Annotated in this window: 15 protein-coding genes; 6 read left to right on the plus strand and 9 right to left on the minus strand. The window is 69.4% G+C overall.

The genetic code is table 11. The annotated features are described in order from the left end of the window. Positions 1-10 precede the first annotated feature (10 nt). Genes ACFWZH_RS33030 through ACFWZH_RS33045 form a run of 4 tightly spaced genes read right to left on the minus strand, consistent with a single transcriptional unit; the run spans position 11 to position 3,562 of the window. Positions 11-445, minus strand: a complete 435-nt coding sequence (locus ACFWZH_RS33030; protein ID WP_384439763.1) for a low molecular weight protein-tyrosine-phosphatase — start codon at positions 443-445, stop codon at positions 11-13. Further along, a complete protein-coding gene (locus ACFWZH_RS33035) occupies positions 442-1,578 on the minus strand; it encodes a DegT/DnrJ/EryC1/StrS family aminotransferase (protein ID WP_384439766.1) in 1,137 nt (378 codons plus the stop codon). The genes ACFWZH_RS33030 and ACFWZH_RS33035 overlap by 4 nt, the downstream gene beginning before the upstream one ends. Beyond that, positions 1,575-2,540, minus strand: a complete 966-nt coding sequence (locus ACFWZH_RS33040) for an ATP-grasp domain-containing protein (protein ID WP_384439770.1) — start codon at positions 2,538-2,540, stop codon at positions 1,575-1,577. Before ACFWZH_RS33040 ends, ACFWZH_RS33035 begins: the two co-directional genes overlap by 4 nt. Before the next feature lie 5 nt (positions 2,541-2,545). After that, on the minus strand, positions 2,546-3,562 hold the full coding sequence (locus ACFWZH_RS33045) for a dTDP-glucose 4,6-dehydratase (protein WP_384439773.1): 1,017 nt from the start codon (positions 3,560-3,562) through the stop codon (positions 2,546-2,548). 208 nt (positions 3,563-3,770) lie between these two features. Here ACFWZH_RS33045 and ACFWZH_RS33050 point away from each other — a divergent pair, with 208 nt between their 5' ends. Continuing rightward, the gene (locus ACFWZH_RS33050; protein ID WP_384439775.1) at positions 3,771-5,063 is read left to right on the plus strand and encodes a helix-turn-helix domain-containing protein; all 1,293 of its coding nucleotides are present in this window, start codon (positions 3,771-3,773) and stop codon (positions 5,061-5,063) included. 54 nt (positions 5,064-5,117) lie between these two features. Continuing rightward, a complete protein-coding gene (locus tag ACFWZH_RS33055; RefSeq protein WP_384439778.1) occupies positions 5,118-5,327 on the plus strand; it encodes a DUF397 domain-containing protein in 210 nt (69 codons plus the stop codon). 194 nt (positions 5,328-5,521) lie between these two features. On the opposite strand, the gene ACFWZH_RS33060 is transcribed toward ACFWZH_RS33055, so the two are convergent. The 3 genes from ACFWZH_RS33060 to ACFWZH_RS33070 form a co-directional block, all read right to left on the minus strand. Further along, positions 5,522-6,322, minus strand: coding sequence for a hypothetical protein (locus ACFWZH_RS33060; RefSeq protein WP_384439780.1), 801 nt, complete (start codon positions 6,320-6,322; stop codon positions 5,522-5,524). 13 nt (positions 6,323-6,335) lie between these two features. Then, positions 6,336-6,923 (minus strand): sigma-70 family RNA polymerase sigma factor, encoded by a 588-nt coding sequence (locus tag ACFWZH_RS33065; RefSeq protein WP_384439783.1) that lies wholly within the window; start codon positions 6,921-6,923, stop codon positions 6,336-6,338. A gap of 986 nt (positions 6,924-7,909) precedes the next feature. Beyond that, the gene (locus ACFWZH_RS33070) at positions 7,910-8,212 is read right to left on the minus strand and encodes a hypothetical protein (protein ID WP_384439786.1); all 303 of its coding nucleotides are present in this window, start codon (positions 8,210-8,212) and stop codon (positions 7,910-7,912) included. 1,083 nt (positions 8,213-9,295) lie between these two features. Between ACFWZH_RS33070 and ACFWZH_RS33075 the strand changes: the two genes are divergently transcribed. Together ACFWZH_RS33075 and ACFWZH_RS33080 are read left to right on the plus strand one after the other, a co-directional pair. After that, positions 9,296-11,587 carry a hypothetical protein gene (locus tag ACFWZH_RS33075; protein WP_384439789.1) on the plus strand — a complete coding sequence of 764 codons (2,292 nt, stop codon included), beginning with the start codon at positions 9,296-9,298 and terminating at the stop codon, positions 11,585-11,587. Between the two features lie 5 nt (positions 11,588-11,592). Continuing rightward, positions 11,593-12,558, plus strand: coding sequence for a hypothetical protein (locus ACFWZH_RS33080; RefSeq protein ID WP_384439792.1), 966 nt, complete (start codon positions 11,593-11,595; stop codon positions 12,556-12,558). A 123-nt stretch (positions 12,559-12,681) separates the two neighbouring features. On the opposite strand, the gene ACFWZH_RS33085 is transcribed toward ACFWZH_RS33080, so the two are convergent. Together ACFWZH_RS33085 and ACFWZH_RS33090 are read right to left on the minus strand one after the other, a co-directional pair. After that, positions 12,682-13,635, minus strand: a complete 954-nt coding sequence (locus ACFWZH_RS33085; RefSeq protein ID WP_384439795.1) for a hypothetical protein — start codon at positions 13,633-13,635, stop codon at positions 12,682-12,684. 37 nt (positions 13,636-13,672) lie between these two features. Next, on the minus strand, positions 13,673-13,819 hold the full coding sequence (locus ACFWZH_RS33090) for a hypothetical protein (protein ID WP_384439798.1): 147 nt from the start codon (positions 13,817-13,819) through the stop codon (positions 13,673-13,675). 571 nt (positions 13,820-14,390) lie between these two features. Between ACFWZH_RS33090 and ACFWZH_RS33095 the strand changes: the two genes are divergently transcribed. Together ACFWZH_RS33095 and ACFWZH_RS33100 are read left to right on the plus strand one after the other, a co-directional pair. Further along, positions 14,391-14,750, plus strand: coding sequence for a hypothetical protein (locus ACFWZH_RS33095; protein ID WP_384439801.1), 360 nt, complete (start codon positions 14,391-14,393; stop codon positions 14,748-14,750). Continuing rightward, positions 14,747-15,418 carry a nucleotidyl transferase AbiEii/AbiGii toxin family protein gene (locus ACFWZH_RS33100; RefSeq protein WP_384439804.1) on the plus strand — a complete coding sequence of 224 codons (672 nt, stop codon included), beginning with the start codon at positions 14,747-14,749 and terminating at the stop codon, positions 15,416-15,418. The genes ACFWZH_RS33095 and ACFWZH_RS33100 overlap by 4 nt, the downstream gene beginning before the upstream one ends. Positions 15,419-16,023 lie beyond the last annotated feature (605 nt).

A 16,023-nucleotide genomic window follows, 5' to 3' on the forward strand; every position in this document is an offset into this window, starting at 1 on the left:
GCGAGCGGTCCTATGGGAGGTGCTGGGTGGCGCCGTCCTCGATCAGGGCGACGACCGCAGTGAACGCCTCCTCGGGCTTCCCCCACGGGTCGGGGACATCCCGGTCGCCGAGATAGAGGGCGAGTTTCGCGACGGTGCGCTCGTCGGTCAGGCTTCGCAGGTCGGTGAGATTGCTGGTGTCCATCGCGAGGACAAGGTCGGACCACTCCAGCAGGTCATGGGTGATGTGCGCACCGCGGTGCGCGGTGAGGTCGTAGCCGCGTGCTGCCGCGGCGGTCACCATGGCCGGATGTGCTGGCTTGCCGACCCACCTATCTCGGATGCCCGCCGATCGAATTTCGACCGCTGGCCCGCCGACCTTCGCGAGGACGGCGGCTGCGAGCGGGGAGCGGCAGTGGTTGCCGAGGCACACCGTCAGCAGGCGCCGCGGCCACCCGGCGCTCACCGGCCCCCTCCTGCGGTGAGGGCCTGGCGGAGTTCGTCGGTGACGTGGGTTGTATCGGTCTCGGTGAGGTGCTGGTGGAAGGGCAAGGTCATGATCTCCCTGCCGATCTGCTCGGTGATCGGTAGGAACCGGTGCCACTTGGCGAACGCCGGCTGGGTGTGGTTCGGCGGGTAGTGCGTGCCGACGCCGATGCCGTGCTCTTGCAGCGTGTGAAACACCCGGTCGCGGCTGCGCAGGATGCGCACGGCACACAGGTGCGGGACGGAACGGTCCACGTCGACATCGACCAGGGCGACGCCGTCAACGTCCCGCAGCGCGGCGGCGTACGCCCGCCAGAGGGCCTTACGTTTCGCTTCGGTCTCATGGAAACGGTCGAGCTGGGCGAGGCCCACCGCTGCGTTCAGAGCGGACATCTGAACGCGTAGTCCGAATCCATCGACCGTGTACGAGGTCGCCTGTGCTCGCCAGGTTGGGGACTCGGCGATGCCAAGGCCGCGCAGCCTGCGACAGGTGTCTGCTTCCCGCGGAGTGCGTGGCACGATCATGCCCCCTTGCCCGCAGGTGAGGTTTTTGATCGGGCCGAAGGAGAAGCACGTCAGTGCGCCGGTCGCGCCGACGCGCCGGGGGCCGCTGCGGGAGCCAAAGGCGTGCGCGGCGTCCTCGATGACGCAGATTCCTCGCTTGTCCAGCGTGGGCTGAGCGTCGGAGAGGTCGACGGCGCGGCCGCCGTAGAGCACGGGAAGGACGGCACGGGTGGCCGGGGTGAGAGCATCCAGCACCTCGGGGCTCTCGACGCAGCCGGTGCGTGGGCTGACCTCCACGAAGGATGGCCGGGCTCCGACCGCGAGGATCGCCTGGATGGTCGCGCAGAAGGTGAATGACGGCACCACCACCTCGTGCCCGGGGCCGACACCAGCGGCGAGCAGGGCCACGTGCAGGGCGGCCGTACCCGAGGCGACGGCGACGGTTTCCCGAACGCCGAGGAGGCAGGCGACCTTGGCTTCGAACTCGTCGGTGACCGTGCTGTGGTTGTACTGGCCGCTGCGCAGGACCGCGGCCAGCGCGGTCTGCTCGCTGCCGTAGAGGTACGGGCGCGCGTTGTGCCCGGCGCCCGCCCGGGTCACGGTGGTCATCGCTGCTTCCCCTCGCTGATCGTCAGCGTCTCGATGTACTTGGTCAGGCACACGTCCGGCTTGTAGGTGAGCTGGCCGTGGTCGATGTCCTGCTGGAAGAGGCCGCGCAGGAGTTGCCCGACGTAGTCGGCGCCGGCCGCTTCGGCGGCGAGGAAGCCTCCGCCGACACGGGCATTGGCCTCGGTGATCACCACGCGGGTCGGTCCGTCCTGGCGGATGAAACCCTGTACACAGCACGCCCCAGTCACGCCGATGGCGGCGAGGGTCGCGCGGACGCATTCCTGCACCTCGGGGTCGTTGAACGTGCGGGAGACAACGGCGAGGCCGCCTTTGACCAGGAGCCGGTAGCGCAGGATCACCGAGGCCCGGCCGGCTCGGTCGACGAGGCAGTCGGCGGTGAACTCCCGGCCGCTGATGCGCTCCTGGATGATGGGCCTGGGGACGAGCTGGCACAGGACGCGGGCCTGCTCCCGGGTACGGCAGAAGTGCACGTCTTTCCCGCCTTGGCCATGCCGCGGCTTGATGACGAGCGGCCCGTCCGGCGCGCGGTCGGGCTCATACGCCAGGACAGTGCGTGGGGTGGGGATGCCGTGCTCGGTGAGCACCGTGGCGAAGTGGGCTTTGTCGGTGCAGGCTGTGATGGCGGGCCGTTCGGGCAGCCAGGTCCTCACGCCAAGGTCGGCGAGCGGCCGGCGGAGCGTGAGGAGCTTGGGGAGCTCCTGTTCCACCGTCGACAGGACGGCGTCCGGCCGCAAAGTGGCGCACAGGCGGAGCATGCCGGAGCGGTAGCCGGAGTCGGCGGCCGGGACGGTGAGGTGTGAGGTGATCTCGGGGAGCAGGAGGCCGGGCGCGTATGGGTCGGAGTCCGCAGCGATGACCCGGCAGCCCAGCCGCAGGAGGCTCCGTGCGAGGTCGAACCCGGGGGCGCCGCCTACCCCAGTGACCACAAGGGTCTTCGGCACGGCGATCACCGCCCGGCCGAGGTGCTGGGGCGGGACCGTCCGGGGCGGGCGGCCGTCGGGTTGCGCATGAGCGGTGCCCAACGGTCCGGGTTGCGGCGGTACCACTCGGCGGTCTGCGCCAGTCCATCCGTGAAGTCCCGCCTAGGCCGGTACCCGAGTTGTGCAGCGGCCTTCGACCAATCCATGGAGTAGCGGATGTCGTTAGCCTGCCGGTCGGGGATGTAGGTGACCGCGTCCCAGGTGGCACCACAGATGCCGAGTAAGTGTGCCGTCAGCTCCCCGCTGGTGAGGTCGGTGCCGCCGCCGAGGTTGTAGACCTCGCCCGGGGCACCGTCGCGCAATGCGGCCTCGATGCCGGCGCAGTTGTCGTCGACGTGGAGCCAGTTGCGGACGTGCTCGCCGCGACCGTGCAGGGTGGCCTGCTCGCCCCGCAAGAGGCGGGTAACGAACAGGGGGATGATCTTCTCGGGGTGCTGGTAGGGGCCGTAGTTGTTCGAGGAGCGGGTCACGCACACCGGCACCCCGTAGGTCTGGAAGTACGAGAGGGCGACGAGGTCGCTTGCAGCCTTTGATGCGGCGTAGGGGACGGACGGGCGCAGCGGGAACTCCTCCGTTGCCGTGCCTTCTGGAAGAGGCCCGTAGACCTCGTCCGTGGAGACGTGCACGAACTTCTGTGTGCCGTGCCGCATGGCGGCGTCCAGCAGGGTTTGTGTGCCGTGGACGTTCGTTGCGAGGAACGCGCCGGCGGCGAAGAAGCTGCGGTCGACGTGCGACTCGGCGGCGAAGTGCACGATGGCGGTGTGCTTGGCGACCAGGTCGTCCACGAGTTCAGCGTCGAGGATGTTGCCGTGGACGAACGCCAGCTTCTCGCTGAGGAATGCCGTGCCCAGGTTCTCGATGTGGCCAGCGTAGGTGAGGGCGTCGAGAACGGTCACGCTGGCGACATCAGCAGCGTGGATCATCCGCTTCACGAAGTGTGAGCCGATGAAGCCAGCCCCGCCGGTGACGAGAAGGTGTTCCATGGATGATGCCTCCCTTGAGGGAAGGGGACGGGCCGGGCGATGCCCCGAGGTCCCCTCACCATGTCGGTTGGACGTCGCTGGCGGCAGCGTCCAGGGAAGACCTCGCACATGGTGTGCGGGCCCCGCACACCATGTGCCTCCGTACGCCCTCCCGGCGCTCGGGAGATGGCGCTAGCGTCATGCCTCCCGCTGTTCCGTAGGAGGTCCTATGGACGTCAGATCAGCGCGAGAGTTCGGCGCGCTCATCCGCGGAGCCCGCTGTGCCCGCCGCCTCACTCAGACCCAGGTGGGCGCCGCGTGCGGCTACTCCCCCTCGGCCGTCTCCCGGATCGAGGCTGGCCTCATGCATATCGACTACGCACGGATGATGCAGTTCGCCGCCTTCCTTGGCATCGCACCCGACAGGCTGCCCTCGGCTCCTGTGCCGCCCAGGCGTGTGGTCGATACGGTGGAGCGTCCAGCGGACGAGGAGGATGCAGTGCGTCGTAGGGAACTGCTCACCGGGGCACTGGCTGCCGGAGCAACAGCCGCGTTCGGCGCCTCACCAGCCAACGCCGCCTCCCCAACCGTCGACCCAGCCGCTGGCCTTGAGGACACGCTGTTCCATCTCCCCCTTGCCTCTCCCCTGCGCCTGGAGCGGCTCAGCCGGCAGGCGGCACGCGCGCGCACCGACTTCCGTGCCGCCCGCTACACCGCCCTCGGCCGGGCGCTTCCCGGCCTCCTCGCAGCCGCGACCGCGACCCGGGAGACATCCGCCGGACGAGCCCGGGAACAAGCCGGCGTGGTCCTCGCACGCTCCTACGTGCTCGCCGCGGAACTCGCCCTCAAGCAACACCACGACGCCGCCTGGGTCGCCGCCGACCGTGCGCTGGCCACCGCACGAGCGAGTGGCCACCCAGTGTCGATCGGTGAAGCCACCCGCGTCCTGGCCATCACAATGCGCCGCTCAGGCCGTAGCCCCGCGGCGGTGCGACTGCTCACCCGGGAAGCCTCCGACCTCGACGCAGCGCAGGCGCAAACCGGCGCAGTGCGCACGACGCTGCTGCTCACAGCCGCGTACACGGCAGCGACCGAAGGCGACCGAGCGACCGCGCTCAATCTGCTCGATGAAGCAGCGGAGGAAACCGATCGGCGTCGCGCGACAGTGCCAGGACTGTTCACCGTCGACGCAACACAGACTCAGGTCGACGGCTATCGCATCACCGTGCTCAACGCGCTCGGGACCCCGGATGAAGGCGTCAAGGTTTTCACCAGGCTCAATGTTGACCGCATGTCCACCCCAGAGCGGCGGGCCCGCACCTGGACAGACGCCGCCCGTATGTGGCGTGCCCTGGGCGACAGCCAGCAAACGTTCGCTGCCCTGCGCCGGGTTGAGCAGGAGGCGCCCCAGGAACTACGGCGGCCAGCGCTTCGTGCTCTCACCTCTGATCTGCTCTATGCACCCGCCCGCGTCCCCGGGATCCGCGAGTTCGCTGCGCGCACCGGGGCGTTGCCCGTCTGACCCGGACCGGACCGACCGCGGGCCGGATGCACACGATCTGATCAAGGAGATCCGTTGAGCATCACCGCGAACCCCCGCCCTGAGCCCGCCTGGCGCAAGAGCAGCTACAGCAGTGGAGGCGCCAACTGCGTCGAGGCCGCGTCCCTCGGCCCCGACACCGTGGCCGTACGCGACTCGAAGAACGCGGCCCAGACCCCGTTGCGCTTCTCCAGCACGACGTTCACCGCCTTCCTCCTCATGGTGAACAGCCACACGGAGTTCTAGGCCCCCGTCTGAGCGCCGCTGCCTGTGAGGGCAGCAGCGCCGACCGGCGTCACCCCACAGAATCTGGCCAAAGCCACTCACGGCCACCGAGTCCGCGCATCTCAGGGTTCGGAAAGTACGCTGCCTGGGCCCTGGGAGGCTGCGGCCGTCGTTTCGTCGAGCCGGCGGTCCCGACCGCGCCGGCCGGACCGGTTTCAGGCCCGGCACTCGTGGAGCTGGTCGGCGAGCGCGAGGTCGGGCCAGGCCAAGGCGTCTGCTTCGGCAGTGGGTTCGACCGTGAGCCTTTGGACAGCGGCGGCCAGGGACCGGGAGAGCGCTCCGGCGCGAGCGCAGAAGGTTTCCATGGTCCAGCGCTCGGTGGCGCGGGTGGTCTGGCGTCGCAGGATCCGCAGTGCCCGTAGGAGCATGAGGGAGGTCAGGGGCTCAAACTCCCGGCGCGGGGACGAAGGAGGGTGCGGGGGGCGTGGGTCGGCATCGCCAGCATCCAGATCGGCGGCCTGACGAGCCCAGTGCCGCGCGTGCCGCAGCTCGCCGCGGATGAGGTACAGCAGGTACAGGCATTCGGCAGCGGCCGACTTGCCGGCACCTGCGGCGAACTGCCACAGGAACTCGGCCTGCTCGTCGCGGCCGGCCAGGTGCAGCAGGCAGGCGAAGGCCATGGAACTATCGGGGTCGATCTGGTGCGTCGTGGCCAGGCTGGCGATGTGCCGGGCGGCATGGGGGCCGCGGATCGTCCAGGTAGACAGGACCCGAAGCTGGCGGGCCGCCCGCTCCCGACGGGCAGCCGCAGCAGGGCGTCCGGACGTGGCGAAGGTCGGTTGGAGAATGGCGGGGTGCGGGTAGCCGCCCCAGGCAGAGCCGTGCCGTACCGCGTCGTTGAAGTCCTCCTCCAGCTGGCGGCGCGATGCCCTCTCCTGGGCTTCCCCGAAGTCGTCGTCGGGAAAGGCGCGGGCATCGTGCAGGAGGTCATCCAGGGTGCGCGGCTGCTGCTGCATGGGGCGGTACTCCTCAGTCCTCGTGGCGTTCAGTGTCGGGTTCCAGGCCTAGCTCGCGAGCGATTCGGTTGCGGGCATGGAGGCGGTGGGAGCGCACCGTGGCTTCGGAAATTCCCATGATGCTGGCGGTCTTGGCTGTGCTGTAGTCGAGGACGTAGTGCAGCACCATCACGTCGAACTGCCTTCCCGGCAGGCGGGCGATTGCGGGATACAGTCCGACGCTGCTCTCCATGGCGGCGAACTCATCGCGTGCGCCCTCCAGCACAGCGCGGGCGACGCGTTTGAACACGGCCGTCTCCGCCATGGCGGAGTCACGGCCCTGGGCGATGAGAACGTCGTCGACGGTCTCCTTGAGATGCGCCCAGGCGCTGGCGGCCGGGCAGGCCTCCTCCATCAGTCGCGTCCAGCCCTGCAGGAGGCTGAGGAAGACCTGGTGGACGATCCGGCCGGCGAGGCGCTCGTCGCCGAGATGGAGTTCCGCGTATTTGTGGTAGGCCCGATGGAAGCGACCGTGGAAGGCCCAAAAGGCCAGAGGGATCCGCTGCGGTGCATGCACGCCTGGGCTCGGCGCCGTCGAGTCGGTCTTCCTGTTCTCGGTCACGCGTCCTCCCCCTCGCCGGTCGGGAGAGGCAGAGGCATCTCCATGTGCCGACGGGGCGCGCTGCCGGCACATCGGTGATCGGCCAGCGAAGCAGCCCCCACCCGGACACCTACCGCGAGACCTCGCCTTGCCAGACGCACCGCATCGGGGGCGAAGACGCGCACAGCGGTGGCTATCACCAGCGCGCCGATGAGCTGATTGAACAAGATGTTTCCTTCCATTCGTCGGCACTGAGCTCAGCCCCCGCGAGCCAACTGCGTTTCGTGCCGAAGGACTTCACCGCCCTCAGGGATCAGCTAAGCGGGCTGGGGTGGGCAAACGTGGAGGTCGCCTCGGAGGAATTTCGACCGATCGTGATAGTTGAGCTTCCGAACGCGCCCACCACGCGCCCCCTACCGACCAGTAGGCACACAGTGAACGCCTAGATGCGTACTGTGACCAGGGCTTTTCCGGAACCGTCGATTCACCTGCCTTCGGGGCCGCCGAAGCGGGCAGCGAGCTAGTGACGTGCGTCACACTCGTGCCCGTCGATCGCAGACAGGCTTCTGCCGGCGCACGGCAGGGGCCTGTCCCGTCTGCCGTCCGACTCGCGGCGGGCCTTCGCCATCCCACCGACCGGATAGGCCGCCCTGCGGGGGCGCCGGGGTGAGGGCGCCGCACCCGAGGTGCAGGACAGCAGGCCGTGCTTGCGAAGGGGGTACGGACGCCGCACCAGCGTGAGCAGTAGCCCCGGCGACTGTCAGCTGGGCGCGCGCAGACCGCCCCGCGGCCGCCGTTGCCGTCGAGCAGGGCGGAATTGAGGCGGCCGCCGTACTCATGCCGTCGCGGGCGCGGGAGCGTGAGGAGACCGGACTGGCCGGCCGTGGCTGAGAGGGAGCTGTTGCTGCCGCGCTGTGGCCTGGCCCGTCAGGGGCGCTCCGCTCAGCGCGGCACCGTTGGGGTACGCCTCTACTGCGGTGAGTGGACGGGCGGGCCACCCCGCTCGCCTATCGCCCGGCCGCGCCGGTGCCGGGCTGGTGGGTGCTGCGTAGGTGGTTTTGGCGTGTGGTGACCAGGGCTCGCCAGCGTTCGTGGACGGTGTGTGCGTCGTCGAGCCACTGGGTGGTGCTTTCGGCGGGTTGGGGCAGGTCGCCCATGGCGGTGGCGATGTCGACGTAGTAGGCGAAGTCTCCGTTGGCGGTTGCCGCCTGGCGCAGCTCGGGCGGAGCAGTGGCACTGGGCGGCTTCCCGGAGGAGTGGCGAGGTGCGCCGACGTTGCGGAGACCGCCAAGTTCTCTTCTGAACGACAACGCATACCGCTCAACGACTTTGCCTGACCTGATCCATGCCATCCGGGCTCTCACCTGCCTCGTCGCCGCTGAGGACGAGTCCCTGGATGCGATCAACGCCGCCCAAGGGCGCCGAGTGATCACGTCTGGGCGTCCGCTTCACCGCGGGCCGCCGAGTGGGAGGTTACTGGCTCCGTTGATAACGAGCGCTGGCCGAGGCCGGCCTCGGGCGGAGGACCGCCGGATCATCAACGGGATGGTCTACAAGATCCGGACCGGGGTTGCCTGGCGGTCGGCTGGTGACCGGCCGTCTGCACAGCAACCGGTTCGGGACGGGTGCCTGACCGCACGCGGGGGAGTGAATGTTCCCCGACCGCCTCGCCGATGTCACGGGCACCTCGCCCGAGGCGTGGGCGTACCGGCGGTATGTGGCCAGGCTGCGCGATCCTCTCCCCCTGCGGGCGGGCCGGTCGGTCCACCCCGAGTTACCTTCGGCGGCGTGGCCGCCAGCGGGGACCGGGGGACCACACTCCGCCGTAAGGACGGCCTGGCCAGCTTGTTCGCGATTTGCCGCCTCAGTGCGGAAGGGTGACGATCGGAGTGCGGGCGTTTGTCCTTCGCGCCCACAGGTCTGGAGTCGAGTGAAGCCGCTGCCGAGCGACGCTCAGCCGTTGATGCAACGCGCAGCCGTTTAGGCTCCGAGGAGCTGAAGCTGATGCCCCGGATCTGCGGTGGAACCGGACAGGACGGGCGACCCGTTGACGACCGACACCACCGCCGAACGCAGGCGAGGGGATTGTTGCGATGACGCACTCCGGTTCGACATTGGCCTGGCCCGTCCGCTGGGACACCGTGACGGCGTTGGGCACGGAGCGCGAAGCCGATGAACTCGCCGCTCTTCCCCTGCTCGCGGCCCACCGCGTGCTCGACCGGCTGGCGGCGCTGGCGTTCGACGCCGTCGACGGCGTCTACGGGGCGACCGACGCGTTCGTCGACGCCGTCGCCGAACTGCGCCGCACCGTCCCGGACCTGGCCCCGGGCCGGTCCGGGGAAGAACTGACCCGAACCGGCGCTTCCCTGCGTACGACACTCGCCGTGGACCACGTGGAGGGCACGCCCGATCTCACATTCTCCTCCCCCTACCGCGATTCGGGAGACGCCGCTTCCGATGCACCTTCGCCGGACACCCTCATCGACGTCGACGGGGTGAACTTCGTCGAAGAACTGGCACTCCGGCTGACCGGGAGCCTCGGGGCGTACACGATCCGGCGGCTGTCGGAAGTCGCGGTCGCCGCCGAGCGCCGACTGCCCGGCAAGGGATATCCGCACGACCCCGGCTACCTGGCCGACGTTTCGTTCTTGACCGGCACCGCCGCCGAGTACGGCACGGCAGGGGGCCCGGCCGTGGACGACCAGGGGGAACAGCCTCGGTGGTCACCACGGGACCGGACGGACATCGTCGCCCTTGTGCGGGCGACATCGGAGACCTGCAGTACGTGGCTCATTGAGGTGGACGAAGAAGATTGGGCAGCGCACCCGCCGCCGGAGGGCGAAGGGGTGTCCACGACCGGTATCGAGAGCGTCGAGGTCGCACAGCCGTGTGGCGCGTCGCCCGTCATGACGATTCACGGTCACGGCTTCAGCGCCGCACACTCGCCCGGAACGGGCGTCATCGCGGCGACCTGGGAGGGCGCCACGACGCAGGTGGTGTACCGCACGGTGCCGGTGTCCAGCTGGTCCGACACCGTGGTCGTCGCGAAGCTGCCGAGCAATGTGATCCCGGGCTACGCGGCATTCGCCGACCTCGGCTTCATCGCCGATTACAACGCGTGGGCCCAGGGTCGCAACACGAGAGTCACCGCAGCCATGCATGCCCGCGGCTGTCCGGGGGCGTGGAATGTCGAGCGGCTGTACGCGAGCGGCCCCGGCTCCGTGCCAGCTGCCCGCTACATCGCCGGTAAACCGCGAGTCCTCGCCGATGTGGCCCCGACGAGCGGCCCCTCCGAGCACTGGAACGCCAGCACCCTGCACCTCGGGACCGGTCAGGCGTTTCGGGTGGGCTGGCAAGGGTTCGGCGCCGACACTGTCACGCTGCGCGCACTCGACGCGGGTGCGGGCGAGATCCTCGCCAACGCCGGCCACACCGGCTCCATCACCGGGCTGAACGTGTTGGGCGGAACGCTGGTTCTGACAGCCCCCACCGACCCGGTCCGTGCCACGTTCGCCATCGAGGCCGGCAACCCCTGTGGCACCACGCGGGCCACCATCGCGGTAATGGTGACCGGCCCGGAACTTCAACCCGCATCGGTGACGGTGTACCAAGCCGTCGCCGGGGGCGATGTCTCGGTCACCGTCCAGGGCGGCATCGACATCCTGGCCCCGCCGACCGGGTCGTCGATCCCGCTGGTCGCGGACAAGCGCAGCGTGGCGGTGATCGACTGGTGGAACGCTGTACCGCAGATGCCGCCCGGCGAGACGCTCACCGCGACGGCCACGCTCGAGGTCCACGGCCCGCTGCTCAGCTTCCCCGGGGTGACGCTGAGGCCGAGTGTGTCAACCGCCGACCCAGCACCCCCGGACTCACCGCTCGAACTGCCCTCCGGACCGGGCTTCACGTCGTTGGCGGCCTATCAGCAGTGGCTCGCGATGGGCAACGACCCGCAGACGTTCAACGTGGTGCTGCCCGCCGAGGTCTGCCGGGGCGGGGAGATCCTCGGAACAAGCACGCAGGGCTGGACGCGGCTCGACGCCGAGATACGCGTGTTCAGCCAGGACGGGCCGAGCTGGACCTTGACGGCCGGCACCAATGTGACGTTCTACCCGCGGCGCAGAGTCAGGATCCGCTACCGCCGCTGGGGCCAGACCATCAACCTGCCCTCGGGCACGTCGCCACGGCCGGCTCCCACCGACCAGGAATGCCGGACCGCCCTGCGAGCCGCCGGAAGTCTGCTTCCGATACCCGACCCGGAAATCCTCGCCCTGCCCGGCTCACCCGTCGAGCAGAACGGTCACCTGATCGAAGATCTGATCGCCGAGCGCGGCGGCACCGCCACACCGTCGTGGCGCAACGAGATCTGGCTGGTCATCGGCCCGGTCGGCATGGGCGGCTACGCGCCGGGGCCCTGGGTGGGCGCCTCGGACGCCACAGCGGCCACCATCGCACACGAGGTGGGCCACCTGTTCGCCCAGAATCACCTGGCGCTCTGCGGTATCGAGGGCGACCCGCCCTCGTCCTTCCCGAACGACGGCAAGGTGGTCGTGCCGGGCTTCGACATGTGGAACAGCACCTTCGTGCGCAACGCCCGCGACATCATGGTCCGCACCTACTGCCCCGAACCGACGTGGCCGAGCCCCGAGCGCTGGCGCCGCGAATTCCGACAGGTCGGTCGATCATGAACATCGTGCACGTAACTGGCGTCATTCATCCGGACGGCCATTTCACCCCCGGCTGGTGGGGCAGCACCCCGGAGGGTGTCACCGCGCCGCCTGGCCCGGATCTCGACTGGGCGGCCGTTGCGGTCGACGAGGCCGGGCGGACCCTTGTGCTGGCTCCCGCCGCCCTCACGACCTTCCCGGTCTGCCCGGGCAACGGCGAGTTCGCCGCCCGGTTGACCGCGTCCTTGCCGCTCACTGACGGAACGGCAGCCATCGCCGTCCGTCACCATGACGTGGAGGTGTTCCGCCGCACGGTACCCGCACCCGCCACCGTCAGCCTCGAACTCGGCGCCATCCAGCACGAGCGTCTGCCACGCGACCTGGTCGTCGACGTACCCGTGCGGATCGACGGCCCTCAGCCTCCGCCCGGTGCGCACCTCGTTGCCCGGTGGGAGGCACCGGGTTCGAGTTCTCCCGCGGTGCCCCTCGGCCTCATCGACGTCGGCGGCGGCGAGCCTCCGGTGGTGCGGCTCGACCTCGCCGACCTTCCCACCGCCGAGCTGTGCCGGCTGACGGTGAGCTACAGCGACGGGTCGCGCACGGTCACCGTGTCCAGCCCGGCCCTGGCAGTCGAACCACGACCCTCGGGGCCGGAGATCGTGACACCGGAGCCGGGTACCACGCTCTCCGAGGACGGTCTGCTCGTACTGGAAGGGCGGCTCGACGGTGACGGCGACCCCGCCGCCCTGCAATGGCTGCTCGACGCCGAGACGGTCGGTCACGGACCGCGTGCCTCCGTCGCCCGCCCGAGCTCCGGAGAGCACACCGTCTCCCTGCACTACGGCGCCGAACGCCGCCAGGTCGACGTCACAGTTCGCCCCGCCCCTGCGGCGCCACCGCCACCGCCACCACCGCCGCACTGGAAGCCGCCGTGGCGCACCCGTGCGGTGCGCTCGGTCGGCGTCGACCGCCCCGGCGGCGGCCCCGGCTGAGCTCCGGGGCCAGCACCGCAACCAGTGGACTTGATGGCTGCGCTGGAAGAGAGCGTACGGGCGGCGCGGACCAAGTCCTGACATGGGCCCCGGCCGTTCGGTTCGTTCGTGCTGCGCTGCCTTCTACCTCGGCTTCGGGTGCGGGGCGTACTCGGTGCGGATACGGGGGGCCGCAGCGCCGGCGCCACGATAGAGCTGGCGGATGTCGCGGACCAGGTCGTCGTGGTCGCTCAGGTCGACGTAGTCAGGGTGGCAGGCGTACCCGATGAGGCCGAAGAGCTTGTGGGTGAGGCCCAGCTGTTCTCCGGCGGTCAGTTGTGTGCGGCGGGCCCGCTGATCTTCGCTGGCCGCCAGGCACTTCGTGAGCAGGTCGGGCCATGGCATGTCGACGAAGGCCGGGTGAGGTTCTCCGGCTTTCTCGGCGGCCTGAGTGGCGATCCTCGCTGCCTGAACGGACCTGTTGGCGCGCTGCTGCAGATCGGGGACGGCTACGAGCTGGCGCGCCAGGGCGACGATCTGTTCATGGTGCTCGTCGGCCCATAGGCGTTCGGCTCGGCGGTCGCGCTGGGAGCGGATGAACTCCACGCGCTCGCTCTGGCTCATGGGTTCGCCGCTGGCGTCATCGATGTCTGCGCGTATTTGGAGGTAGCGGCGCTCTGCCGATTGGCGGCTGCGCATCTCCAGTGCGTCGGCCAGCCGGGCCCAGGTGACGCTCTTGGTACGCGCTGCACCGATGATGCGGGCCTCGTCGATGAGGAGTTTGTCCCGCAGCGTTCGGATCACTAGGAGTGCGGCGAGCAGGTCGGTTTCCTCGGCGTCGTCCGCTGCTCCGTGCTCGATGAGCCTTGTGAGGTGGTCGAACTTGGCAGCCACGTCGCTGAGGGAGCCGCTGGTGCGGAAGGCGGGAGCCGCCTTGGCCATCTCGCCTGCCCAGGCGTCCGGCTGGGGTGGTTGCGGAGTGAGCAGGTGTTGCCAGGCGTAGTAGCGGTTGGATTCAACTTCGGGGCGTTCGGTTAATGTCGCCTTCCGGACGACGCGTTTTGTCGTCTGCGAGACGACATTAATTGAATGCTGCAAAGTGACGGCTCCAAGAAATCCGATATCGAAGCGAGGTCTATTCGTTGGCTTCCGCGGGCGGCTGCGGCACCTCGGGTGTGGCGCGGCGGCGCCTGCGCCGCCAGGCTTTGCCGATCTGAGCGGCGAGGAAGCCAGTGGCCAGCACAAGGACGCCGGCGACGTATTCGGGCCAGGTCTGGCTCACGAGATGGACAATCATTGCAGGTCAACGCACATGCAAGGCCTGTGCGCCGCGCTCCTTTGCGTTCGGCGTTCATCAGGGTTGGCTGCCCGACCTTGGGCAGTCGGCCGGGCATCACTGCCGCAGCCAGCTCTACGGGGCCCTGGAATGCACTCGACGCCCTTTGCGTCACTTCTGACCCCGTTGTCCGACGAACATTCTTAAGGCATGTGCCAGAGCCAGACGGCCACTTTCCGGCGACCGGGAAAAGCGCCACCCTTCGCCACCCCTCACCTCACCCGAGATGCGGCAATTACGCGGATTGAATTCAATCGAACAAAAGTGGAATTGACGCCTCGCGGACAATTCCCTAAACGGCATGCACTCCCGGAGGGGGAGACACCTCGGCAGTGGAAGCGCGGCCCAGGAAGGCCGTGGAGCTGCTGCAGGGCCACAGCAGGAAGACGCGGAGGCGGCCCGTCGCACCCGCGCAGGCCGGCGCTCCACGCTGTCTGAGGGGAGCGGAATGAGGCACCGCCCAGACCGCCCCGGCCCCGGCATGGCGACCGCGCGACCCGCCGGCGATACTGGGGGCATGAGCGTGCAGTCCCACTCGCTTCCGGTGCCGAACGCGTTCGAGTTGTTGTGTGCGCAGTACGCGAAGCGGCTGCCCACGCAACTGGAGGACCTCAACGGTCCCGCCCACGGCACGGTCGATCTGCCGCTGCATGTGGCCTGGTCGGGACGCCGCTCCTACGGACTGGAGCAGCCGCGCTCCCGGATGGGCCTGTACCGCACCGTCCTGGCCGAAGGACAGCGCCAGGACCTGATCGACATTCTGAACCGGGATCTGCTCATCGCGCAGTGGCCCGTGCTGCGCACGCTGATCAGCCGCCCGATCAGGGACGTGTGGGAAGCCGCTTTCCCCGAGCTGCCCACCGCGACGGCCGCGTGAAGCTGACAGGTCTGCACCGCCGGCTCCTGGCCGACGTCCTCGCTATCGGCACCCCCTACCCGCTGGTGATCACCGGCGGGTACGCCGTGCAGGCCCACGGCCTGGTCGACCGGCTCTCCCAGGACCTGGACGTGGCCACCGAGAACCCGGCCCCCATCGACGAGATCATCCGCACAGTCGGCAATGGCCTGGTCGAGCGTGGCTGGGGCGTCCGGCACATCGAGTCCAGTCCGCTGTCGGGCCGGCTCATCGCCACCGACCCCGCCACGGGCGAGGAGTGCGAGGTCGACGTCCTCAAGGAGGCGTTCTGGGCGCCACCGAAGGTCACCGAGTACGGTCCGGTCCTTTCGCTGGACGACGTGATCGGCACCAAGGTCCGCGCGCTCGCGGACCGCGGCGCGGTCCGCGACCTCATCGACGTCCACGCCGCGACCCAGCATCGCTCTACCGCCGACCTGGAAAACCTCGGCCGTCGCCATGCGCGCTTCGAGTTCAGCCTCCAGGACCTGCGCGACCGCCTCGCCGGTTCCGACTGGTGGGATGACCAGGACTTCGCCGACTACGGCCTCAGCCCTGAGCAGGTAGCGGACCTGCGCGCCTGGGCCCTGGCATGGGCCGGCGACCTCGACACCCGCCTCTACGCCGGGGACGACCTGGACGACAACTGACCTCGCCACGCAGTGTGTTGCTCTGCTGGCTCTCCTCCGTCACACCAGCAGGGTGCGATGCTCGGCGGTCATGACAGGCGATGATGGGGAGAGGCTGTGGGCAAGGAGTTCGTCGACAACACGGCCTTCTCGAAGATCTACGGGCTGTTTGCGACGGGGATGCTGCTGGTGCCACTGCTCCGCCTGGCGCAGCTCGGGCGGAGCAGTGGCACTGGGCACCGAGCAGTATGGGCTCAGGGGCGACGCTGGTGTCGCTGTCCTGGTGCGGCCGCTCCTCGGCGATGACGCCCACAATGTGCCAGGTGACGACGTCGCGAGCCGAGGTCTCCAGCGGCTGGTGCTGCTCCCGCAGCCGGGCCCAGCCTCCGACCACGCCGGTGTCCCAGGACGGGAACGGCTCCGCGTATAGCTCACCTGCGCGGACGCCACCGAGCCGCCACACGGCCCGCTGCAACGACGTCTCATCGACCAGCACGCCGGCGTCGCGGGCAGCCCACCACAGAGCCAGGGCCAGCAGACGAGAGGCTGGCAGCCAATTCCTCGTACGCTCCTTGCCTCGCGCGTGTGCTGGCCCGCCTCGTACGCGTCCAGGTCACCCGAGGCAT

It is taken from the genome of Streptomyces sp. NPDC059008 (assembly GCF_042749045.1).
Taxonomy (GTDB): Bacteria; Actinomycetota; Actinomycetes; order Streptomycetales; family Streptomycetaceae; genus Streptomyces.

Excerpts from the sequence above, each read along its gene's own strand:
- ACFWZH_RS33035 (WP_384439766.1), bottom strand. The coding sequence starts at position 1,578 with ATGACCACCGTGACCCGGGCGGGCGCCGGGCACAACGCGCGCCCGTAC.
- ACFWZH_RS33045 (WP_384439773.1), bottom strand. The coding sequence starts at position 3,562 with ATGGAACACCTTCTCGTCACCGGCGGGGCTGGCTTCATCGGCTCACAC.
- ACFWZH_RS33050 (WP_384439775.1), top strand. The coding sequence starts at position 3,771 with ATGGACGTCAGATCAGCGCGAGAGTTCGGCGCGCTCATCCGCGGAGCC.
- ACFWZH_RS33060 (WP_384439780.1), bottom strand. The coding sequence starts at position 6,322 with ATGCAGCAGCAGCCGCGCACCCTGGATGACCTCCTGCACGATGCCCGC.
- ACFWZH_RS33095 (WP_384439801.1), top strand. The coding sequence starts at position 14,391 with ATGAGCGTGCAGTCCCACTCGCTTCCGGTGCCGAACGCGTTCGAGTTG.